Source organism: Corynebacterium sp. HMSC072G08, assembly GCF_001809185.1.
Taxonomy (GTDB): domain Bacteria; phylum Actinomycetota; class Actinomycetes; order Mycobacteriales; family Mycobacteriaceae; genus Corynebacterium; species Corynebacterium phoceense.
Genome location: NZ_KV796447.1, coordinates 55,176 through 76,034, shown reverse-complemented (window position 1 = coordinate 76,034; position 20,859 = coordinate 55,176). Strand labels below are relative to the sequence as shown.

General features: G+C 65.7%; 18 protein-coding genes. 8 read left to right on the top strand and 10 right to left on the bottom strand.

Features of this window, described 5'->3' with window-relative positions; genetic code table 11:
• Positions 1-36 precede the first annotated feature (36 nt).
• The 3 genes from HMPREF2559_RS09635 to dnaE all read right to left on the bottom strand — a co-directional run bounded on the left by HMPREF2559_RS09635 (position 37) and on the right by dnaE (position 6,327).
• Positions 37-1,248, bottom strand: a complete 1,212-nt coding sequence (locus tag HMPREF2559_RS09635) for a cobalamin-independent methionine synthase II family protein (RefSeq protein WP_070540510.1) — start codon at positions 1,246-1,248, stop codon at positions 37-39.
• Between the two features lie 219 nt (positions 1,249-1,467).
• Positions 1,468-2,670: a cobalamin-independent methionine synthase II family protein gene (locus tag HMPREF2559_RS09630; protein WP_066487145.1), complete on the bottom strand. Its 1,203-nt coding sequence runs from the start codon at positions 2,668-2,670 to the stop codon at positions 1,468-1,470.
• A gap of 90 nt (positions 2,671-2,760) precedes the next feature.
• The gene (gene dnaE, locus HMPREF2559_RS09625) at positions 2,761-6,327 is read right to left on the bottom strand and encodes a DNA polymerase III subunit alpha (RefSeq protein ID WP_066487147.1); all 3,567 of its coding nucleotides are present in this window, start codon (positions 6,325-6,327) and stop codon (positions 2,761-2,763) included.
• A 95-nt stretch (positions 6,328-6,422) separates the two neighbouring features.
• On the opposite strand from dnaE, the gene rarD reads away from it, so the two are divergent.
• Entirely contained in the window at positions 6,423-7,298 is an 876-nt protein-coding gene (gene rarD, locus HMPREF2559_RS09620; protein ID WP_066487149.1) for an EamA family transporter RarD, read from the top strand.
• 154 nt (positions 7,299-7,452) lie between these two features.
• Positions 7,453-8,433, top strand: coding sequence for an HNH endonuclease signature motif containing protein (locus HMPREF2559_RS09615; protein ID WP_148138807.1), 981 nt, complete (start codon positions 7,453-7,455; stop codon positions 8,431-8,433).
• Positions 8,434-8,483: 50 nt separating this feature from the next.
• Here HMPREF2559_RS09615 and HMPREF2559_RS09610 read toward each other — a convergent pair whose 3' ends face one another.
• A complete protein-coding gene (locus HMPREF2559_RS09610) occupies positions 8,484-8,741 on the bottom strand; it encodes a hypothetical protein (RefSeq protein WP_066492178.1) in 258 nt (85 codons plus the stop codon).
• Positions 8,742-8,780: 39 nt separating this feature from the next.
• Between HMPREF2559_RS09610 and HMPREF2559_RS09605 the strand changes: the two genes are divergently transcribed.
• Entirely contained in the window at positions 8,781-11,186 is a 2,406-nt protein-coding gene (locus HMPREF2559_RS09605) for an ATP-binding cassette domain-containing protein (RefSeq protein ID WP_231725134.1), read from the top strand.
• Here the strand turns inward: HMPREF2559_RS09605 and HMPREF2559_RS09600 are convergent.
• The 3 genes from HMPREF2559_RS09600 to lspA are packed head-to-tail and all read right to left on the bottom strand — an operon-like array spanning position 11,169 to position 13,127.
• Entirely contained in the window at positions 11,169-11,732 is a 564-nt protein-coding gene (locus HMPREF2559_RS09600; protein WP_066512332.1) for a hypothetical protein, read from the bottom strand. The genes HMPREF2559_RS09605 and HMPREF2559_RS09600 overlap by 18 nt on opposite strands.
• On the bottom strand, positions 11,729-12,652 hold the full coding sequence (locus HMPREF2559_RS09595; protein ID WP_066492171.1) for an RluA family pseudouridine synthase: 924 nt from the start codon (positions 12,650-12,652) through the stop codon (positions 11,729-11,731). The genes HMPREF2559_RS09600 and HMPREF2559_RS09595 overlap by 4 nt, the downstream gene beginning before the upstream one ends.
• The gene (gene lspA / locus HMPREF2559_RS09590) at positions 12,636-13,127 is read right to left on the bottom strand and encodes a signal peptidase II (RefSeq protein ID WP_066512330.1); all 492 of its coding nucleotides are present in this window, start codon (positions 13,125-13,127) and stop codon (positions 12,636-12,638) included. The genes HMPREF2559_RS09595 and lspA overlap by 17 nt, the downstream gene beginning before the upstream one ends.
• 41 nt (positions 13,128-13,168) lie before the next feature.
• Between lspA and HMPREF2559_RS09585 the strand changes: the two genes are divergently transcribed.
• Positions 13,169-14,134, top strand: coding sequence for a hypothetical protein (locus HMPREF2559_RS09585; protein ID WP_066492164.1), 966 nt, complete (start codon positions 13,169-13,171; stop codon positions 14,132-14,134).
• 208 nt (positions 14,135-14,342) lie between these two features.
• Here the strand turns inward: HMPREF2559_RS09585 and HMPREF2559_RS09580 are convergent, their stop codons facing one another.
• Positions 14,343-15,032 carry a WKL family lipoprotein gene (locus HMPREF2559_RS09580; RefSeq protein WP_066492156.1) on the bottom strand — a complete coding sequence of 230 codons (690 nt, stop codon included), beginning with the start codon at positions 15,030-15,032 and terminating at the stop codon, positions 14,343-14,345.
• 139 nt (positions 15,033-15,171) lie between these two features.
• Here HMPREF2559_RS09580 and HMPREF2559_RS09575 point away from each other — a divergent pair, with 139 nt between their 5' ends.
• Entirely contained in the window at positions 15,172-16,053 is an 882-nt protein-coding gene (locus HMPREF2559_RS09575) for an asparaginase (protein WP_066492146.1), read from the top strand.
• Here the strand turns inward: HMPREF2559_RS09575 and HMPREF2559_RS09570 are convergent.
• On the bottom strand, positions 16,050-17,456 hold the full coding sequence (locus HMPREF2559_RS09570; protein WP_070540503.1) for a DNA polymerase IV: 1,407 nt from the start codon (positions 17,454-17,456) through the stop codon (positions 16,050-16,052). The genes HMPREF2559_RS09575 and HMPREF2559_RS09570 overlap by 4 nt on opposite strands.
• A 51-nt stretch (positions 17,457-17,507) precedes the next feature.
• Complete coding sequence (locus tag HMPREF2559_RS09565) at positions 17,508-18,317, bottom strand: EamA family transporter (RefSeq protein WP_066492199.1); 810 nt, start codon at positions 18,315-18,317, stop codon at positions 17,508-17,510.
• 159 nt (positions 18,318-18,476) lie between these two features.
• Here HMPREF2559_RS09565 and HMPREF2559_RS09560 point away from each other — a divergent pair, with 159 nt between their 5' ends.
• From HMPREF2559_RS09560 to HMPREF2559_RS13050, 3 genes are all read left to right on the top strand, one after another.
• The gene (locus HMPREF2559_RS09560) at positions 18,477-19,115 is read left to right on the top strand and encodes a GntR family transcriptional regulator (protein WP_230384053.1); all 639 of its coding nucleotides are present in this window, start codon (positions 18,477-18,479) and stop codon (positions 19,113-19,115) included.
• Positions 19,112-20,425 (top strand): MFS transporter, encoded by a 1,314-nt coding sequence (locus tag HMPREF2559_RS09555; protein WP_066492139.1) that lies wholly within the window; start codon positions 19,112-19,114, stop codon positions 20,423-20,425. The genes HMPREF2559_RS09560 and HMPREF2559_RS09555 overlap by 4 nt, the downstream gene beginning before the upstream one ends.
• Before the next feature lie 147 nt (positions 20,426-20,572).
• The coding region (locus HMPREF2559_RS13050) for a hypothetical protein (RefSeq protein WP_168162247.1) at positions 20,573-20,859 on the top strand (287 nt) is incomplete at its 3' end.

Genomic DNA, 20,859 nt, shown 5'->3' with positions numbered 1-20,859 from the left:
GGGTGCGCACATGCGCACCCGCCCTTTCATTCGTGTTTAGCCGAAGATCTCCTGCGAGGCGATCTCCGCACCCTTCACCAGGGACTCGAGCTTCGCCCAGGCGATCTGCTCATGAATGCGTCCGCCCAGGCCACAGTCCGTCGAAGCGATGACATTCTCTGGGCCGACGAGCTCCGCGAACGTGTGGATGCGGTCGGCCACCAGACGCGGGTCCTCGATGAGGTTCGTCGAGTGCGAGACGACGCCCGGGATAATGACGGTGCCTTCCGGCAGCTCGCGCTTCTGCCACACGCGCCACTCCGCGCCGTGGCGGACGTTCGCCGCCTCGAAGGTGAGGCCGCCGACCTCGGCGCGCAGGATTTCGTCGACGATCTCCTCGAACGGGATGTCCGTGGAGTGCGGGCCGTGCCAGGAACCCCAGCAGATATGCAGGCGCACCTTCGACTTGTCGATGCCCTTAATCGCCGCGTTGATGGCGTCAATATTCTTCCGCACGTAGCCACGGAAGTCCTCGTAGGACGGCTCCGGGTTGACCTGGTCGAAGGCCTCCGCGAGGTCCGGGGCATCGATCTGGACCGTGTAGCCGGCGTCCGCGATGGCGCGGTATTCGTGCGCCATGACCTCCGCCGTCGCCGCGAGCAACTCGTCGTAGGACGGGTAGTACAGGTTGCGAATGCGCGCCGCCGAGCCCGGCGAGACCGCCGCGATGAATCCCTCAACGTCCTTTCCCGTCGACGCAATGGCCGCGCCCAGGTGCTTAACGTCCGCAGCGAGCGCCTCCTGCCCCACGTAGCTCAGCGGCCCGTCAATCGTGGGCAGCAGGAACTTCTTGCCGCCTCCCTCGATGCCCGACTTCGGGTCCTCGTACGCTTCCGCGAACACCGCGCGGTCGCGACGGTCCGGGAACGTCGTGAGCTCGATACTGCCCGGCTCGTGGCGCACGATCTTGCCGAACGCATCCGGCTCCTCCTCGCGCGTCGGCCGCAAGCCGCCCAAGCGGCTGAAGGAATAGGTCCACCACGAACCGTAATCGATGGTGTCGTGCGCGAGGTGGCCATACTCGCCCTCGTTGACGATGTCGATGCCCAGATCAACCTGGCGCTGCACGACCTCGTTGTCGGCCTGTTGCAGAATCTGGTCGAACTCCTCGTTGGAGATATCGCCGGCGAGACGGCGCTGGTTCGCCCCGTGGAGTGCTGCAGTGCGCGGCAGCGAGCCAACGTGCGTGGTACGGATCTTCTGGGTCATAAGCAATTCCTTTCTAGACTGTGCTGTCTATAGTAAACAGAACAAGCGTCCTTGTCGCGCATTCTGTTTACTTTTATTCACGATGGCGTTTCCCCAGTTCAACGCCAACTTTTCAAACAAAGATATCCCCTTTATGGCGGTTTAAGATTTAATTGTCATATCTTTCGGCGCGCACGCAAAAAGCCGCGGCCCGGAGACCGCGGCATCGGCAAGCGTGGCTTAGAAGAGTTCCTCCGTGGCAATCTGTGCACCCTCGACGAGGGACTCAAGTTTCGCCCAGGCAATCTGGTGGTGCAGGCGCCCACCCAGGCCGCAGTCGGTCGACGCCACGACGTTCTCCGGACCCACGACCTCCGCGAACTGGATAATCCGGTCCGCAACGAGGCGCGGGTGCTCCACCGCATTCGTCGAGTGCGAAATCACGCCCGGGTAGATGAGCGTGCCCTCCGGTAGCTGATGATCCTGCCACACGCGCCACTCGTGCGCATGGCGCGGCGAGGCACCCTCAAAGGAGAAGCCGCCGACCTTGGCCTCGAGAATCTCGTCAATGATATCCGCGAACGGGATGTCCGTAACGTGCGGGCCATGCCAGGAACCCCAGCAAATGTGCAGGCGGGTCTGCTCGCGCGGCAGGTCCTTAATCGCGTCATTGAGCACCGCAATGCGGTCGCGCACGAAGCCCTGGAAGTCCTTCACGGACGGCTCCGGATTGATCTGGTCCCAGGCCTCCGCGAGGTCCGGCGCGTCGAACTGGACGGTGAGGCCCGCGTCCGTAATCGCCCTGTACTCGTGCGAGAGCGCCTCACCACAGGCTTGCACGACCTCCAGGTCGGTCTTGTAGTACTTGTTGCCCAAGCGCGCGGCCGATCCCGGGGACAGGGCCGCCACAAAGCCTGCCGATGCCCCCGCCTTGCCCATCGCATCCTTCAGCAGCTTGACGTCGGCGTCAACTTCCTTCTGCCCGATGTAGGTAATCGGGCCCGTGAACTCCGGGTTGGCAACCTTTTTGCGGCCGGTGAAGATGCCGGACTCCGGGTCATTGTAGGCTTCGTTGAAGATGGCGCGGTCGCGGCGGTCAACGAAGGAAGTGAGCTTGATATTGCCAGGCTCGGAACGCTGAATGGCGTTGGCTTCCCAGCGGTCCTTGTCCGTCATGGTGAGGCCGCCCAGGCGGCTAAAGGAGTAGTTCCACCACGCGCCATAGTCCACGGCGCCGGAGGTGATGTGGCCGTACTCGCCTTCATTGATGATGTCGATGCCCAGATCGACCTGGCGCTGCACGACCTCCTCGACGGCGCGCTCGAGGATGGCGAAGAACTCGTCGTCCGTGATCTCGTCGGCGGAGCGCTTGAGATTCGCCTCCAGTAATTCCGGGGTACGCGGCAGCGAGCCGACGTGCGTGGTGCGAATCTTCTGGGACATGGAAGGTGCTCCTTATGTGAGGTGAACTAGACTGCGCTGTCTACCCTAACCCAAACCTCTTTGTCCGCCCGTTTTATATTCACACCGGGGCTATCCCAGAATGCCCGCGCCCATCGTCGCCTTGAGATCGCCCATGAGGTTGCCGGAACGCTCCACGCGCAGGTGCTCGCCGAGGACCATCATCGTAGACTCGTCGCCGTTGACGAGCGTCAAGTAGACGTCGGACTCGCCCTTGTTCTTGAGCAGGACGTTCTTCAGTCGCGCGATAGTGTCGAGCGTGCACTGCTCGGTGCGCATGGTCAGCCGCAGCGGCAGGCCAACGCCGCCGCCGGGGCCTAGGTCCGGCACACGGATATCGGAGCAGAACAGCGAGCGGCGGTCGTCGCGGATCTTCACGTTGACCTTGGCCAGAATGATGTTGTCTTCCACAATCTGCGGCGCGACGAGCGAGTAGACCTGGTTGAACACGAGGATGTCGACCTGCGCGCCGTTGTGGTCTTCGACCGTGACGATAGCCCACGGCGAGCCGTCCTTCTTCGAGTAGCGGCGGTCGACCGCTGAGATGATGCCGCCGATGACAAGCTCCTGGCCGTTGTGAACCTCATCCGCCAGGATCTTGGGCAGCGGCGTATCGGTTTGCTCCGCGAGCGCCTCTTCGAAGCCGTCGAGCGGGTGGCCCGAGACATACAGACCCAGCATTTCGCGCTCGAGCGCCAGCTCGTGCTTGCGGTCCCAGTGCTCGTCCGGAATGTCAATGGCAAACGCGCTCATCGTCTCTTCGCTTTCCGCGCCGAGTCCCGCAAAGAGATCGAACTGGCCCTTGTCCGCGGCTTTCTTCGTGGTCTGCACCGCGTCCACCGCGTCTTCGTGGATGAGCATGAGACCTTTGCGCGGATGCTCCATGTCATCGAAGGCCCCGGCCTTAATGAGCGACTCCGTCACACGCTTGGTACACGCCACGAGGTCGATCTTGTCCAGATAGTCCGAGAAGTTCTTGAAGTGTCCCTTCTCCTCGCGGGCCTTGACGATGGCCTCGACGACTTCAGCACCGACGTTGCGGATAGCGCCCATACCGAAGCGAATATCCTCGCCGACAGCCTGGAAGTCCGTGTGCGACTCGTTCACCGACGGCGGCAGCACCCGGATGCCCAGGTGGCGGCAGTCCGAGAGATAAATGGCCGACTTATCCTTCTTATCCGAGACCGACGTGAGCAGCGCCGCCATGTACTCCGGCGCAAAATAGGCCTTGAGGTACGCGGTCCAGAACGAGACCAGGCCGTAGCCTGCCGCGTGCGACTTGTTAAACGCGTAGGACGCGAACGGCTCGATGGTGCCCCACAGCGCGTCCATCGCGTCCTTGGAGTAGCCGTTAGCCTGCATGCCGGACCAGAACTTGTCGTACTGCTTGGCCAGCACCTCCGGCTTCTTCTTACCCATGGCTTTACGGAAGCCATCTGCCTCGCCGGCCGTGTAGTTCGCGACCTTCTGCGAGATACGCATGATCTGCTCCTGGTAGACGATCAGACCGTAGGTCTCGTCCAGGATCTCCTTGAGCGGCTCTTCCAGCTCCGGGTGAATCGGCGTAATGGGCTTGCGTCCGTTCTTGCGGTCCGCGTAGTCCCAGTGCGCGTTCACGCCCATCGGGCCCGGACGGTAAAGCGCCAGCGACGCCACGATGTCTTTAAAGCCCGTCGGCTTCATGCGCTTGAGCAGCTCCTGCATACCACCCGAGTCGAGCTGGAAGATGCCCAGCGTCTCACCGTGCGACAGCAGGTCGTAGACCTTTGAGACGTTCGGATCGTCCGCATGCAGCTCCTCGAGTTTCAAGTCAATGCCGCGGTTCTTCTTGATATTCGCCAGCGCGTCACCAATGACCGTGAGGTTGCGCAGGCCCAGGAAGTCCATCTTCAGCAGGCCAATGGCCTCACATGCCGGGTAATCCCAGCCCGTGATGTACGCGCCGTCCGAACGCTGCCACATGGGGATATGGTCCATGAGCGACACGGACGCCATAATGACGGCACACGCGTGGACGCCTGCCTGGCGCACCACGCCCTCGAGGCCGCGCGCGGTTTCGTAAATGCGCTTGACGTCCGGGTCCGTCTCGATCATCTGTCGGACCTCGGTCGCCTCCGAGTAGCGCGGGTGCTCCGGGTCCATGATGCCCGAGAGCGGAATATCCTTCGCCATGATCGCCGGCGGCAGCGCGCCGTTGATGCGGTCCGCCATCTGGAAGCCCGGCTGACCGTAGTTCACCTTCGCCGAGTCCTTGATGGCCTGCTTCGTCTTCACCGTACCGAAGGTGATGACCTGCGCGACCTTGTCCTCGCCCCAACGCTCCGCGGCGTATTGAATCATCTCGCCACGGCGGCGGTCATCGAAGTCGATATCGATATCCGGTGCGGATGGACGCTCCGGGTTGAGGAATCGCTCGAACAGGAGACCATGCTCGATGGGGTCGATATTGGTAATTGTCAGTGCGTACGCCACGAGCGCGCCTGCCGCAGAACCACGGCCCGGGCCCACCCAAATGCCGACGGAGCGCGCGTGCTTGATGAGCTCGGCGACGATGAGGAAGTAGGACGGGTAGCCCTTCATGTCGATGACGCTGATTTCGTACTGCGCGCGCTCGATGTATTCCTGCGGCACCTCTTCGCCGGGGAAGCGCGCCTGGAGGCCCTCCATGACCTGGTTGGTCAGCCACGACGTCGGGGTCTCGCCCTCCGGCACGTCGGCGATCGGCATGCGGTCGAGCGGATGCTCCTCCCACAGCTCGCTGTAGTCCTGTACACGCTCGGCAATCCACAGCGTGTTATCGCAGCCATCCGGGACCATGTCGTCCCAAATCTCACGCATCTGCGCAGCCGACTTGATGTAGTAGCCCGTGCCATCGAACTTGAAACGGTCCTGGTCCATGAGCGTCTTGCCGGTCTGCACGCAGAGCATCGCCTCGTGCGAGGCCGCCTGCGACTCGAGCACGTAGTGGCAGTCATTCGTCACCAGCGGCGGCAGGTCGAGCTTGCGCCCGATTTCCAGCAGCTCGGAGCGCACGCGCGTCTCGATGTCGAGGCCGTGGTCCATGAGCTCAAGGAAGTAATTATCTTTGCCGTAGATGTCCTGCCACATCGCCGCGGCCTCGAGCGCCTCATCAAACTGTCCCAGGCGCAGGCGCGTTTGCACGTCGCCCGACGGGCACCCCGTCGTCGCGATGATGCCATCCGCATGTTCGGCGATCAGCTCCGCGTCCATGCGCGGGTACTTACCCAACTGCCCCTCGTACGACGCCAGCGAAGACAGACGGAACAAGTTCTTCAAACCCGTCGCGTTCTCAGCGAGCATGGTCTGGTGCAGGTACGAGCCGCCGCCCGCGACGTCATCGCGCTTCTGGTCCGGCGTACCCCAGTGCACACGCTTCTTATTGAAGCGCGACTCCGGAGCCATGTACGTCTCAATACCAATAATCGGCTTAATCCCCGCCGAGGTCATGCGCTGGTAAAACGCATTCGATCCAAACATGTTGCCGTGGTCCGTCATGCCCACGGCTGGCATCCCCTGACGCTTGACCTCCTCCGAGAGCAGGTCCACCTTCGCCATACCATCCAGCATGGAAAACTCGGTGTGATTATGCAGGTGAACAAAGGAGGAGTTTTTCGCCATGCAGACAGTCTAGCGGCCGCGTCAAACCCCCGAAGCCGTCCCTTTTGATGAGAAACGTTTCCCGCCACACGGCTAGCGGAGTACATTAATCTCCGATGTTTTACACCATTGCCGCCTACCTCATGTGGGGCTTCTTCCCCGCATTCTTCCCGCTGCTGCTGCCCGCCTCTCCCCTCGAGATTCTCGCGCACCGCGTCATTTGGACCGCGGTACTCGTCACGGGTTTCCTCGTCGTCACCGGCGGCTGGCGCGAACTCTCGCGCCTCGACAAGAAGACCTGGGCCTGGCTCGCCGCGGCCGGCGTGTTCATCTCCGTCAACTGGGGAACCTACGTCGTGGCCATCAACTCGGGCCATGTTGCCGATGCCGCCCTCGGCTACTTCATCAATCCCCTCGTCTCCGTCGCGCTCGGCCTGGTTTTCTTAAAAGAAAGCCTGCGCAAGCTCCAGGCCGTCGCCGTCGGCATCGCCGCCATCGCGGTCATTTACCTCACCTTCTTCACCGGCCAGGCGCCCTATATCTCGCTTCTGCTCGCCTTCTCTTTCGGCATCTACGGCCTCATTAAGAAGCAGGTCCGCGTCTCCTCGACCGGCTCCGTTGCCGCCGAGACCCTCGTCGTCCTGCCCGTCGCGCTCATCTACGTCCTGTGGCTCGAATCCTCCGGCGCCGGCACGTTTACTTCCGAAGGCCCCCTGCACATCGTGCTGCTCATCGGCTCCGGTCTCGTCACCGCGCTGCCGCTGCTCTGCTTCGCCCAAGGGGCCAAGGCCCTTCCCCTGTCGACCGTGGGCATGCTCCAGTACATGACGCCACTCATGCAGATGCTCTGGGCGCTCTTCGTCACCCACGAGCACTTCTCGACGCACCGCTGGATCGGCTTCGGCATCATCGGACTCGCCGTCGCCGTCTACTTCACAGACCTCATCCAAATGGCTGCCGCCCGCCGCAAGCGCTCGCGCTCAGCGGCATGAACGTGCCGGTGATACTGAGATTTTCGTGAGAAGCGTTAGTTTCTGTGGATAACTCCCCGAATTTCGCCCACTCTATTGGGCAACCGGCGCAGGTTGTCCACAGGAAAATATGTTCCCCTAGCATTGTGTGCCGCGTGCCTTTAGCTTCTGGGGCATGACAGTTTCTCTCTTCGCAGCTCTTACCCTCGGCGTTACCTCGCTTCCCGAAGCCGCCGGCATGTCGCTCAAAGACATCCTCGCCCTCGGTGTCGCCCGCCCCGACGCGCTTCTCGTGCGCCGCCTGCACAAGGTCTACTACGGCCACACGCAAGCCACGACCCTCCAAGCCGAAGCCCGCGCCGCGGCAATCCGCCGCAAGCACCCACTCCGCGTGCTGGAGAAAATTGAGAACCTCATCGCCTCCGCTCCCAATAAGGACACGCTGCGCGCGCTGCTGGCGGACACCGCCGCCGAAGACATCCCCACCGTCGCTGCCAAGCACATTGAGAAAAAGCCCAAAAACGAATACGCCCGGCTAACCCAATCCCCCGACGGGTGGGCACGCTTGACCATCTTCACCAAGGACCAACGACTCCTCGACTTCGCCAACGGCCTGCCCGGCGTGACCCCGAAATCCCGGAACAAGCTTTTAGACGGGTTCAAAGAATTCGTCGAAGGCGCAACCAGGCTCGCACCGCCGCGGCGCATGGTCCATATCGTGCTCAAGCTCGACGAGATGGACAAGATTACCCGCGGCGAAGGCGACGACGTCACCATCCGCGCCTCGGACGGCTCAGTGCGCACCGGCGCGCAACTGTTGCAAGAGAAAGTGGCGCCGTACTTCCAAGCGACCATCATCAACTGGCGGGGCGAACCGATCGACAACTACTACGGCCGAGAGTTCACGAAGAAAGCTATCGACATGAACACCGCGGTCTACCTCGAGTGTTTGACCCCTAACTGCCACATACCCCGCGACCGCTGCGAGAACGATCACATCGTAGCCGTCAACAAAGGCGGGCTCTCAGTCCTCGATAATTTGATGCCACTGTGCAGGTACCACAACGGAAAGAAGGCCGACGGCGATAGCTACTGGAAAGACGACCAAGGCCGCATCTGGTTCCAGCCAGCCTACGGCGACCCCGTCCTCTGTTAGGACACACCCCCGAAGCACCCGCCCCACCCCGGCGGGCACTTCGGCATGCCCTAACGCCGCCGCGCCTCTTTGGCCCGGCGGCGCGCCTCCTTTTCTTCCGCGGCGTCGAGCGCCCAGCCCGGCATGACTATCAGGAGACCAGAACCGGCAAGCGCGACCACGGCCCCCATCACGCGGTCGAGGGCCTCGCCGCCGAAGGCGAGAAGGCCGAGCCCCAGCACGAGCGCCGCCACGGCGCAGAGGAACCCAAACTTGTAGTTCGGCATCCACGCGCCGAACCCTCGCACGTTCGAAAGCCAGTTGTCCATAGCGCCCCAGCCTATCGCACCCCGCGTACCCTGGACGCCATGGAATTCACGACAGACACCGGCATGATCCGCGTTCGCGACGCCCACCTGCACAACCTCCGCAACGTCGACGTCGACCTCCCACGCGGCCAACTCGTCGCGGTCACAGGTGTCTCGGGCTCGGGCAAGTCGTCTCTGGCCTTCGGCACCATCCACGGCGAGGGCCAGCGCCGCTATTTTGAGTCCGTGGCGCCGTTCGCCCGCCGGCTCATCTCCTCGGCGGTCGACCCGCAGGTCGGCGGCATCGAGGGGCTCCCGCCCACGGTCGCCCTCCAGCAGTCCACCTCGGGCGGCGGCGCGCGCTCCACCGTGGGCACGGTCTCCGCGATGTCGAACACCATCCGCCTGCTTTACTCGCGCGTAGGCGACAACCCGGAGGGCCTCTACTCAGACTCCTTCTCCCCCAACACACCTGAAGGCATGTGTCCGGACTGCCAAGGCACCGGCATTCAGCACGTGCCCACAGAAGAATCCATGGTCCCGGACCCGACACTGTCCATCAACGAGGGCGCCATCAAGGCGTGGCCGCAAGCCTGGGCAGGGAAGAACTTCCACGACATTCTGGAGGAACTCGGCTACGACCTCGACTCCCCCTGGCAGGACCTGTCGCAGAAGGACCGCGACTGGATCCTCTTTACCGAGGAGCGCCCCGTCGTCACCGTCCATCCACACCGCGGCGCCGACCAAATTCAGCGCAACTACGAGGGCACATGGCGCTCCGTCGCGAGCTACCTCACCAAGACCTTCCACGAGACACAGTCGGACACGCTACGCGACCGCACCCTGCGCTTCATGGAGTCCCACACCTGCCCCACTTGCGGCGGCCGCCGCCTCAACCCCAAGGCCCTCAAGGTCACGTATGCGGGACTGCGCATCGACGAGCTCGGCGCGCTTCCCCTCGCCGACGTACTCACCCTGCTCCAGGCGCAGCCGCACGACAACACGGCCGCCGAGCTGCTGCTCAAACAGGCCATCCCCGCGCTCGAGTCCGCGGTCGAGCTGGGGCTTGGCCACTTAAGTCTCGATCGTCCCTCGGCGACGCTCTCGCCCGGCGAGCTCCAGCGCCTGCGCCTAGCCGCCCAGCTGCGCTCCGGGCTCTTCGGCGTCGCCTATGTCCTCGACGAGCCTTCGGCCGGTCTCCACCCCGAGGAGCGCACCGCCGTCATGGATATCTGCCGCCGCTTCCTCGCCGCCGGCAACTCCGTCCTCCTCGTCGAGCACGACATGGACTTGGTCGCGCAGGCCGATTGGCTCGTCGACGTCGGCCCGCTCGCAGGCGAGGCCGGCGGCGAGATCCTCTACTCCGGCCCCATCGACGCCTATGCTGCCGAGACCCCCACCTCCCACGCCTTGCACTCCCGCCAGCTCCAGCTCAACGCCGCGCCCCGCGACGCTCACGGCGAGCTCTCCCTCCACGGCGTCAACTGCCGCAGCATCAAGGAACTTGACGTTGACTTTGGACTCGGCCAGTTCACCGCCGTTGCCGGTGTGTCGGGCTCGGGCAAGTCGACGCTCATCTCCACCGTGCTCGCCGGTCTCCTGCGCAGCACCGCCACCGCCGTGAGCGATAACGAGGAGGAAACCGGCTGGTCGGTCCGCGCACACGAGGGCCTCGACCAGGTCTCGCGCGTGGTGCAGATTACCCAGAAGCCCATCGGCCGCACGCCGCGCTCCACGCTGGCCACGTACACCGGGCTTTTCGATGCCGTCCGCAAGCTCTTCGCCGCCACCCCCGCCGCCAAGGAGAAGAAGTGGACCGTCTCCCGCTTTTCCTACAACGTCAAGCAGGGCCAATGCCCCACGTGCGGCGGCGCAGGCCAGATCGAGGTCGAGCTCGCGTTCCTGCCGGGCTCGTACTCAACGTGCCCCGACTGCCACAGCGCCCGCTATAACCCGGAAACCCTCGAGATAACCTGGAACGGCTACACCATCGCCGACGTCCTCGCGCTCACCGTCGACGACGCCGCCGCGGTCTTCGCCGAGGAACCGCCCATCGCCCGCGCACTCGCCACCCTCCAGTCCGTCGGCCTCGGCTACCTGCGCCTCGGCCAGGGCGCCCCGGAGCTCTCCGGCGGCGAGGCCCAGCGCATCAAGCTCGCCACCGAGCTCCAGCGCTCCCGCAACTCCCGTCGCGGCCACACTGTCTACATCCTGGACGAGCCCACCACGGGCCTCCACCCCGCCGATATCGCGTTGCTCAACGCGGAGCTCCACAAGCTCGCCGATGCCGGCCAGACCGTCCTCGTCGTCGAGCACAACCTCTCCGTCATCGCTTCGGCCGACCGCGTCCTCGAGATGGGGCCCGGCGCAGGTGCCGACGGCGGCCGGATTATCGCCGACGCCACGCCCGCCGAGCTCGCCCGCCGCGACACCCCCACGGGGCGCGCCTTAGCCAGCCGAGCCTAACGGGCGGATGCCGAAGCTGCCCCAGGCGGCATCGGCAGGCGCGGCATCGACGACCACGACCTCGTCGCGAGCAGCGAGGCTGCGCAGCACATCCCCGTCTGCGTAAACGACCACCGCAGAGATAGTCCGCGGGTTCTTCAGCTCCCCGATGCCCGCGATCGCGGTATCGATGCGCCCAAACTCGAGCTCAAAGACATCCGCGCGCGTCACCCCCGCGACGGGCTCCGCGAGCGGCACCGGGCTTGCCGCGCCGACGATCATGGCGCTCACGCGCGGGACGTCCGCCAGCGCGTCGGAGGCTTGCTGCGCGGTGAGCGGCGCGGTAAAGGACACGAGCGCGTAGCGATCCTCGTCCACGTCAGCGAGCGAGTCCGCGACCCGCGCGATATACGCCTCGCGGGACTCCTCGACGTCGGGCCCCAGCTGGTCGCCCTGCACCGGCACCTCGCCGTGGGAGCCGAACACGCCGAAGCCCAGGACGACGAGCAGCGCCGCGACCGCCCCTGCGGCGACGCGGCGACGCCGATAGACGAGGGCCTGGTTCATCCGCGCAGTACCTCAAGCGCGTGCTCGAGGTCCGCCGGGTAGGGCGCCTCCACCTCGAAGTACTTGCCTGTGCCCGGGTGCGTGAAGCCGAGCTTGACCGCGTGCAACCACTGGCGGTTAAGGCCCACCCGCTTGGCGAGGTTCGGGTCGCAGCCGTACATCGGGTCGCCCACGCACGGGTGCCCCGTGGCGGACATGTGGACGCGAATCTGGTGCGTGCGGCCGGTCTCCAGGTGCACCTCGAGCAGGCTCGCCTCGCGGAAGGCTTCGAGCAGCTTGTAGTGAGTCACCGCGTTCTTGCCGCCGTCGACGACCGCGAATTTCCATCCCGAGGACGGATGGCGGCCAATCGGCGCGTCAATCGTGCCCTCAATCGGGTCCGGCAGGCCCTGCACCACGGCGTGGTACGTCTTCTTCACGGTACGTTCCTTAAACGCCTGTTTGAGCTGCGAATACGCCCGCATGCTTGCCGCGACAACCATGACGCCCGAGGTGCCCACATCGAGGCGGTGCACGATGCCCTTGCGCTCCGCCGGTCCGCCGTCCGAAAGCGTGTAGCCGGCCGCGCGGAGCCCGCCGATGACCGTCGGGCCCTCCCAGCCCAGCGTCGGGTGCGCCGCGACGCCCACGGGCTTGTGAACGCAGATGACGTCGTCATCCGCGTAGAGGACGTCCATGCCCTCCACGAGCTCCTCCTTCGGCACGAGCGGCTCCTCCGGCGCGGGCATGACCACGTCGATCCACCCGCCGGCGGTGAGGCGCTCAGACTTGCCCACCGCGACGCCGTCGATCTCCACGTCGCCGGCGTCGCAGGCCTTGGCGGCCTTGGCGCGGGAGACACCCAACAACTTGGCGAGGGCGGCATCGGCACGCATGCCCTCCAGCCCCTCGGGCACGGGCAGCCTACGAGACTCGCGCATTCCGACCCTCCAGCAGCAAGAAGATGATGAACACGACGACGCCGCACGTGATCGACGCGTCAGCAATGTTGAAGACTGCGAAGTTGCCCACCGAGATGAAGTCCACCACGTGGCCGAACCAAAACCCCGGCTCACGCACGAGGCGGTCGACGAGGTTGCCCAGCGCGCCGCCGGCGATCATCGCCAGACCCACGGCCTGTCCACGGTCGGTAATCCGCGGCGCGGCAATCGCCACGCCCACCACGAACGCGAGCTGGATGGTCGTAAACAACCAGGTCGAGCCGGCTCCGCCCATAGAGAACGCCGCGCCTGGGTTAAAAAGCAGATAGAAACGGAACCAGTCACCGAGGACGGGCAGGGGCTCGCCCTCGGTGAGGATGGACAGCATGAGCTGCTTGACGGCTTGGTCGACGACAGCGACGCCCACGATGATCGCCGCCATCATCCCCACGTATCTCTTCGCTTTCTCACTCACCCGGTCTATTGTAGGGTCCCCCGTCCTGTAATTTGGAATGGGTGAAACGTGTTGCAGTTTTATCAGTTCTCCTCACCGGCGCCCTCGCGGGCTGTAATTACGAAGCCCCCGGCCCCGCGGTCGAACAGGCCGTCGGCTCCGATGTCGACGCCCCACGCGTGACCGTCAAGGACGCCGGCACCGGCGATAAGCGCGTCCTCGCCTACGCAGACATCGGCAAAGAGCAGGCCGTCACCGTCGACGTCACCTCTGGGTTCGCCCAGGACGTCGTCAAAGCTGACCGCGCAGCGGACTTCGAGACCTCCAGCCTCGACGAGAAGACCACCACTCTCCCGCTGAAAGGCTCCGTCGAGGAAGCCTCCGAGGCCACCGACGGCCAAGCCGAAGCCTCCCGCAACGTCTTCTTCACCGTCGGCGTACCGGAGTACTCCGGCAACGTGCGCATCGACTCGGCTGAGGGCTTCCAATTCGGCTGGCGCGCCGTCGACTCCGGCCAGATGTCCTCGCTGCGCCTCGCTGCGCCCCAGGAGGGCACGGACGAGGCCCGCGCACTCGCGGAGACCGCCATTTCCACGCTCGTCTCGCTGCCTGTCGTCTTCCCCGACGAAGAAATCGGCGCCGGCGCGACGTGGACCGTCGAGTCCCGCGTCGCTGGCGGCTCGCCCCTGCTCCAGACCGTCACCTACACCGTCGACGCGCTCACGGACACCGGCGCGCAGCTTTCCGTCGACGTCGACCAACGCCCGAGCCTCGGCGCCCTGTCGCTCGACGCCGCCACTCAGCCTTCCGATGCCCCCTCCACCGCTTCTGCCGGCACTCTCGACGTCCGATCCTCCGACTCGCAGGCCTCCGGCAAGCTCACCGTCGATTTGTCGCAGCCGCTGCCCGTGGCCGGCGACGTCGACGTGATGACCCGCGTCGTCTACGGCCAGGACGGCGGCGAACAGCCCGCCGTCGTCCAGACCACAAAGACCGGCCTCAAATTCTCGCCCAACGCCGCAGACTAACGCTCCTGTTCTTCTCGGCGCCATCGCGTCCGATGCCCTCGGCGCCTGGGACTTCCGCGCGCGACCTGCCGAGTTCACAGTGCCGGTACTCACGCTCGCAGGCAGCGATGACCAGGTCACTCCCCAGCGACGATGCGCGCTCGGCGAGGCCACCGGCGCTCAAACGACGAAACGCCCCGCGCAACAGCGGGGCGTTTGTCTTGAGGTGTTACTCAGCGGCCGGGGCGTCGACCGGAGCTTCCTCGGCTGGGGCGTCGCCAGCCGGAGCCTCGGCGGCGGGGGCTGCGGGGTCGGCAGCGGGGGCATCGGCAGCCTCGCCGGCGCCGGCACCGGAAACGGCCGGGTCACCGGCGGTATCGGCAGCGGTGGCGCCGGTCTGGGCGTTACACATCGCCGGAACCTGCTCCGGGGCGACGGTGCTGGTAATCAGGGTGCACGTCCAGGACTGGGAGAGCTTCCACACGCCGTCCTCGTAGACGAACTCGACCTGGTCCGCGGTCTGCGTGTTCGGGTTATCCGGGGTCGTGAACTCCACGGTGGTAAGCAGGCTGTCCGGGGTGTAGCCCGGCACGACCGGGTCGACGACGGTGAACGTCGCGCCGGACTCGGCCTTGGACGCGGCCATCGTGTCGAAGAGCTCCGGCGCGGACTCGCCGCCCTGGACGGTCTGGGTCTTCTCCTCGAGCGGAACGTTGGGATCCGTGGCCTTAGCGAGGATCGCGTTGAGGTCAGCCGCGGTGGGCAGCTCAGCCGGGGCGGTCGCAGTATCCGAAGCAGCAGCCGAGGACGCGGCCGAAGTCTCGGCCGTGTCGCTGGAGTTCTCATCGGACGAGCAGGCCGCCAGGGTCGTGGCGGCGGACAGTGCCAGCGCGGCGGCGGCCAGCTTGGTGTACTTCACGATTTCTCCTTGGATCTCTATGGCAATAACGCCCAAGCCTACCTGCGCGCTGCGCCGCGCCTGGCATACGACCCGGCTGCGTGCCCGGATTCACAGGTTTCCAGCACGGGGCGTTACGGCTCGTCTAAGCTGTGGGGCTATGACAACTGTGCTCATCTCCACCGGCGGAACCATCGCCTGCACCACCGACGCCTCGGGCGCGCTTGTGCCCACGAAAACCGCCGCGGACCTGGCGGCTTTGCTTGACGAGCCCGTGCGTGCCGTCGACTACATCCAACTCGATTCCTCCGCCGTGACGCTCGCGGACCTGGACGGGCTCATCGCCATGATCATGGAGACGGCCGCGGACCCGACCGTGGAGCGCATCATCGTCACGCATGGCACAGACTCGCTCGAGGACACCGCCATGGCGCTCTCCCTCTTCTATGACAGCCTTACCCCCGTCGTGCTCACCGGTGCGCAGCGGCCTTTCGATGCCGCCGAGCCCGACGGCCCCCGCAACCTCAACGACGCACTGCATGCGGAGGGCTCCGGTGTACTCATCCAATTCGGAGGAATGACCACCCCGGCATGGGGCGCGCGCAAGGAGCACACGCAGTCCCTGCGGGCGTTCGGCGCGGCGGAGGCCGACTTCCCCTCCGTCCTCCCGCTGCCCCGCCACCCGCTCGCAGACCAGAAGGTCACAGTGCTCGCCGCCTATCCCGGCGCGCCGGGCGAGCTTGTCGATGCCGCCGTGGCCGCCGGCTACCGCGGCCTCGTGGTCGAGGGCATGGGCTCCGGCAATGTGAGCCCGGGCATGGGCGCGGCGCTTGCCCGTGCCCTCTCCGCCGGCGTCCAGGTCGTTCTCACCACCCGCGTGCCTCACGGCCCGGTGTCGCTCATCTACGGCGGCGAGGGCGGCGGCGCGACGCTCGCGGCGAAGGGCGCGGTGGGCTCGGGCATCCTTCACGCGGGCCAAGCGCGCATCGTGCTCGCTGCTGCGCTGGCGACGGGCACGGACGTGCGCGAGCTTTTCGGCTAAGACTCGCGAGCGGGGGCATCGGCGAGCTCGTCGTCGGCGGCGAGCCAGTCAGCCCAGTCGAGGCTGTCCAGCGGATCGCCGGGATGCAGCGCCGGGTCGTTGACGGCGAAGGAACAAGTCTTGCCGGGGCCCGTGGCACGGGTTTCGAAGCGCACACTCACCACGCCGTGGCCGGTGCCTTGGACCCAGCCGTGGCCGTACTCGTCGTGCACGATATCCTGCGTCGCCACCCACGTGTCCTCGGGGACGTCTTCGGTGACGACCTCGACGCGCTCGGGCACGCGGCCGTCCGAGACGCCGGGCTCGTAGTCCGTGTCGTCGCGCGTCACCGCGAGCCGGTCGAGTTCCGGGAAGAGCACGTCCTGGCGGGCTTCCTCAAGCCCCGAGTAACTCACGCCCACAAGGCGAATGGGGCCCAGCTCGTCCGGGTAGCGCGCAACGCGGAATGCGGTGGCCTTGAGCGTGTCCAGATCGTCCGTTGCGTACGAAAGCGTGGCAGAGCGGGATTCGATGTGGAAGTCAGCCATGCGCAATTTAAGCGTCACGGTGCGGGCGCCGCGGCCGTCCTTGAGGAGGCGACGGTGGGCGCCCTCGGCGGCGCGGACGATGGCGGCATCGACAGTCTCTTTAGTGAGGAGGTCTTTGGGATACGTGTGCTCCGTGGATATCTGCTTGGAGATGGCGCGCGGGGCGACGACGCGGTTATCGATGCCCTGCGCCATGAGCCACAACGAGCGCCCCACCGTCGAGCCGATAGAGATGTCGACCTCCTTCTCCGACATCGCCGCTAGGTCGCCGATGGTCACGATGCCGATCGCGTTGAGCTTCGCGCCCGTCACTGGGCCGATGCCCCAGAGCTTCGTCACGGGCAGCGGGTGGAGCATGTCCAGCTGGCGCTCGACCGGAATGATGTACACGCCGTCGGGTTTGGCCTCGCCAGAGCCGATTTTCGCGAACTGCTTGCCAGAACCTGCGCCGATGGACGCGGGCAGGCCCGTCTCTTCCCGAATCGTGCGGCGCAGGTCCTCGCACCACTCGCGGACCTCCTCGGGCGTCGCGCCCACGAGCTCGGGCGGCTCGAGGAAGGCCTCGTCGATGGAGAGCTGCTCAAAGACCTCGACGCGGCGGGCGACGGACTGAAAGACGCGGCGCGAGGCCGCCGAATACACCGGAAAGCGCGGGCGCACGACCACGCCGCGCAGCCCCACGAGCTGCTGCGCGCGGTACATAGGCATGGCGGAATGCGCGCCGAACTCGCGAGCTTCATAGGACGCGCCCGCCACGACGCCGCGGCCCGACAGCCCGCCCACGAGGACGGGCCGACCGCGCAGGGTAGGCCGGGTCAACTGCTCACACGACGCGAAGAACGCGTCCATGTCGATGTGTAGGACCCAGCGCTGCATGCAGCTCAGTCTATCGTGGGAGTTCATCCGAGCCGAACAGAAGGGCGAACGCTATGAGCGTCGCAACGTCACCGCCGCAACAACAAGCCCGATGCCCGCGATCTCCGGCAGCGTGAGCCACTGCCGCAGCGCCACTGCGCCCACCACGGCGGCCACGAGCGGCAGAATGGCCTGGAGCAGCGCGAAGTACGCCGAGCCCGCCATGCGGAGCACCACTTGGTCGAGCGAATACGGAATGGCTGCCGAGAGCAGGCCGAGCGCCAGCGCCAACCCGACCACGGCCCCGCCGCCCAGCGACAAGGATGAGGGCCACAAGACTGCCACGAGCGGCACCCCTGCGAGCCCGGCCCAGCAGAACCCGACGGCCATGGTGGTGCGAGTGCCGCGGCCATCGGCAGCAGCGGCGGCAACGCGGGAGCCGGCGAGGATATAGAGCGCCCAGAGCGCGCCCGCCGCAAGCGCCCAGAGCAGGCCCGCGCCGGCCGTCGTCCACGTCGCGCCGGAAATGATGAGCACTCCGGCCACCGCGAGGCCCAACGCCAGCCAATCGCGGCAATTCCGCGAGCCCCACGCGGCCACGGCGACGGGACCGAGGAACTCGATGGCCACCGCCGTGCCTAGCGGAACGGAGTGGATGGCCTGGTAGAAGACCATGTTCATTCCCATCGTCACCACGCCATAGACCGCGGCATGGAAGCCGGGCCACCCCAGGAAGTCGCGCACGCGCGGGCGCGCGAGTACCGCCAAAATAAACCCGGCCGCAGCAATGCGAAACCACGCGACGACGACGGGCGGGAACTGCGCAAAGAGCCCCACCGCGACGGCCGCGCCCGCATACAGCGACAGCCCGGAGACGACCATGACACCCGGCGCGCGCCAGCGGCTCACGGGAATGGATGCTGCCACGGTCACTCCTTTCCTGCTTGTGTCTCGTACATCATGGCACACTGAATTGCATCTATCGCTCACTCAGTGGGGTGTCTACTTGCAATGGATGCAACATGGATACAAGATGTATCCATGACCAGTTCACCACCCGCTGCCGAGCGCGCCTATGAGTTTGTAAAGAACCGCATCATCAGCGGCGACTACACCCAGAACACGCTGCTTTCCGAGGGCGATGTCGCCGCCGCCATCGGGCTGTCGCGCACCCCCGTGCGCGAGGCGTTCCTGCGCTTGGAGGTCGAGGGCTTCCTGCAGCTCTACCCCAAGCGTGGCGCGCTGGTCGTACCCATCCATCCGGACGATATCCGGGAAGTCTTCGATGCCCGCGAGCTCATCGACGCCCATTGCGCGGAGCATATCTGCCAGCTTGCCGATGCCGCCCGCGCGGCGTTGGGCGAGCAACTCACCGCCGTCATCGCGGAGCAAACCGCCGCGCTTGACCGCGGCGATCTGCGCGACTACACGCGTCTCGATGCCGTCTTCCACCAAACCATCATGGACCACGGCGGAAACTCCATCCTGGCGCAGCTCGGCCACAGCCTACGCGAGCGCCAGCAGCGCTTCACGGCGGCGGCGATTGGCCGCAACGTCGAGACGGCACGTTCCTTCGTCGAGGGCCACCAGCGGCTCACCGCCGCGTTGGTCGCCGGAGACCTTCCCACCTATCGCACCGAAATACACGCTCATCTGTCGAATTCGAGGAACCAATTATGAGCACACCCGTGTCAACCACGTCCGAAGTGGAGTCAGAACCATTTTCTCAGGCCTCGGCGCCTGCCGCCGAGGCCCCCTCTCCTCTACATTTTGGCCCCCATGCATGGTGGCCCGTTGCCGGCTCCATGGTCGCTGTGGCCTGGGGCGGCAACGAGTTCACCCCGTTGCTCGTCATGTACCGCGAGACCTCTCACTTCTCGCAGGTCACCGTCAACGGCCTGCTGGGCGCCTACGTGTTGGGCATTATCCCGGCGCTGCTCATCGGTGGCCCGCTGTCCGACCTCATCGGCCGCCGCCCCATGTTGCTGCCGGCCGCTCCCCTGTCACTCCTGGGTTCCTTCCTGCTGTCCATTGGCCCGCACGAACCGCTCATCATCGCCGCCGGGCGCATCCTCTGCGGCATGGCGCTGGGCCTGGTCATGGCCGTCGGCTCGACGTGGGTGACCGAACTTATCCAGCGCGCGGGCGGCGACCCGTCCGCCGGCGCCCGCAAGGCGTCGCTCTGCTTGACCGCTGGCTTCCTCGTGGGCGCGGGCCTGGCCTCCGTTCTCGCGCAGTGGGGCCCGTGGCCCACGCACACTGCCTACGTCCTCCACATCGCGCTCACACTCGTCACCGCCATCTGGCTTACCAAGACTCCGGAGACGCGCTGCCCGCGCCACGGCGACGTAAAGACCACCATCCTCGATCTCACCGTGCGCGAGATGCTCGACATGCTGCGCATCCCGTCCGCCGCGCACCGCCGGTTCCTGCGCGTCGTCGTCCCCGTCGCCCCGTGGGTCTTCGGCTGTGCCGGCGCCGCCTACGCACTGCTGCCCCAGCTGCTGTCCAAGTCCGCCGGCGAGGCGCCCATCGCCTTCTCAGGCCTGATGACCGTCATCACCCTGGGCTGCGGCGTCGCGGTCCAGATGCTGGGCAAGCTCATCGACACGCACAAGTCTGCACGTGCCTCCGCCATCGCCATGGCTGTTATCGCCGTCGGCGCCATCCTCGGTGCCTACGCCGCGCACACGCTCTCGCTGCCCGCCGGCATCGCCGCCGCCGCGACGATGGGCGCCGGCTACGGCCTAGCCCTCGTCGCAGGCCTCTCCGAGGTCCAGCGCATCGCCGGCGACACCGAGCTCGCAGGGCTTACCGCCGTGTACTACTCCGTGAGCTACCTCGGCTTCTTCATCCCTATGCTGTTTAGCGCCCTGGCGCCGTACCTTGGTTTCACCACGCTGTTCATCGTCGGTTCGGTCCTCGCCATCGCGTGCTTCGTCAATGTGCTCTTCGCCTGGCGTGCGCACCTGCCGGGTACCCGCCGCTAGTCCAGCTCGCCGCTCCCTCCCCAGCGTTCACCGCGCTGGGGATTTCCTTTTCCTGCAGCTAAGGGAATTTTCATATGAATTGGAGTCGGACACTATAAATATCTCCGATGTGAGATGAAAGGGATTCCACCAACGTTGGGAGATTCAATGGCCATCCTCATCATGCCCAACCTTCAACTCGGTTCCGAGCACTCCCTTGGCCTTGCCTGGGAGCTCTCGGCATTCGAGTTCGGCGTGTCCGAAGGAGCCACCAGCGTCATCTTCACCGGCCCCCTCCTCGCTGGCGGCGCGCCCACGGACGAAGCCGACGTCGTTCTCAAGCCCGCACTCGCCCGCTTCGATGACTGCCTCCTTGTCGCCAAAGGCGACCTCGGTTGCAAAGCCCCCCGCCTCGTGGCGGGCTTTTCTGTCCAGCTTTGGGTTTATGGCGCCTT

Excerpts from the sequence above, each read along its gene's own strand:
- HMPREF2559_RS09600 (WP_066512332.1), bottom strand. The coding sequence starts at position 11,732 with ATGAACCAGGCCCTCGTCTATCGGCGTCGCCGCGTCGCCGCAGGGGCG.
- HMPREF2559_RS09615 (WP_148138807.1), top strand. The coding sequence starts at position 7,453 with ATGACAGTTTCTCTCTTCGCAGCTCTTACCCTCGGCGTTACCTCGCTT.
- HMPREF2559_RS09555 (WP_066492139.1), top strand. The coding sequence starts at position 19,112 with ATGAGCACACCCGTGTCAACCACGTCCGAAGTGGAGTCAGAACCATTT.
- dnaE (WP_066487147.1), bottom strand. The coding sequence starts at position 6,327 with ATGGCGAAAAACTCCTCCTTTGTTCACCTGCATAATCACACCGAGTTT.
- rarD (WP_066487149.1), top strand. The coding sequence starts at position 6,423 with ATGTTTTACACCATTGCCGCCTACCTCATGTGGGGCTTCTTCCCCGCA.
- HMPREF2559_RS09565 (WP_066492199.1), bottom strand. The coding sequence starts at position 18,317 with ATGGTCGTCTCCGGGCTGTCGCTGTATGCGGGCGCGGCCGTCGCGGTG.
- HMPREF2559_RS09570 (WP_070540503.1), bottom strand. The coding sequence starts at position 17,456 with ATGCAGCGCTGGGTCCTACACATCGACATGGACGCGTTCTTCGCGTCG.
- HMPREF2559_RS09635 (WP_070540510.1), bottom strand. The coding sequence starts at position 1,248 with ATGACCCAGAAGATCCGTACCACGCACGTTGGCTCGCTGCCGCGCACT.
- HMPREF2559_RS09595 (WP_066492171.1), bottom strand. The coding sequence starts at position 12,652 with ATGCGCGAGTCTCGTAGGCTGCCCGTGCCCGAGGGGCTGGAGGGCATG.
- HMPREF2559_RS09630 (WP_066487145.1), bottom strand. The coding sequence starts at position 2,670 with ATGTCCCAGAAGATTCGCACCACGCACGTCGGCTCGCTGCCGCGTACC.
- HMPREF2559_RS09605 (WP_231725134.1), top strand. The coding sequence starts at position 8,781 with ATGGAATTCACGACAGACACCGGCATGATCCGCGTTCGCGACGCCCAC.
- HMPREF2559_RS09610 (WP_066492178.1), bottom strand. The coding sequence starts at position 8,741 with ATGGACAACTGGCTTTCGAACGTGCGAGGGTTCGGCGCGTGGATGCCG.
- HMPREF2559_RS09575 (WP_066492146.1), top strand. The coding sequence starts at position 15,172 with ATGACAACTGTGCTCATCTCCACCGGCGGAACCATCGCCTGCACCACC.
- HMPREF2559_RS09560 (WP_230384053.1), top strand. The coding sequence starts at position 18,477 with ATGACCAGTTCACCACCCGCTGCCGAGCGCGCCTATGAGTTTGTAAAG.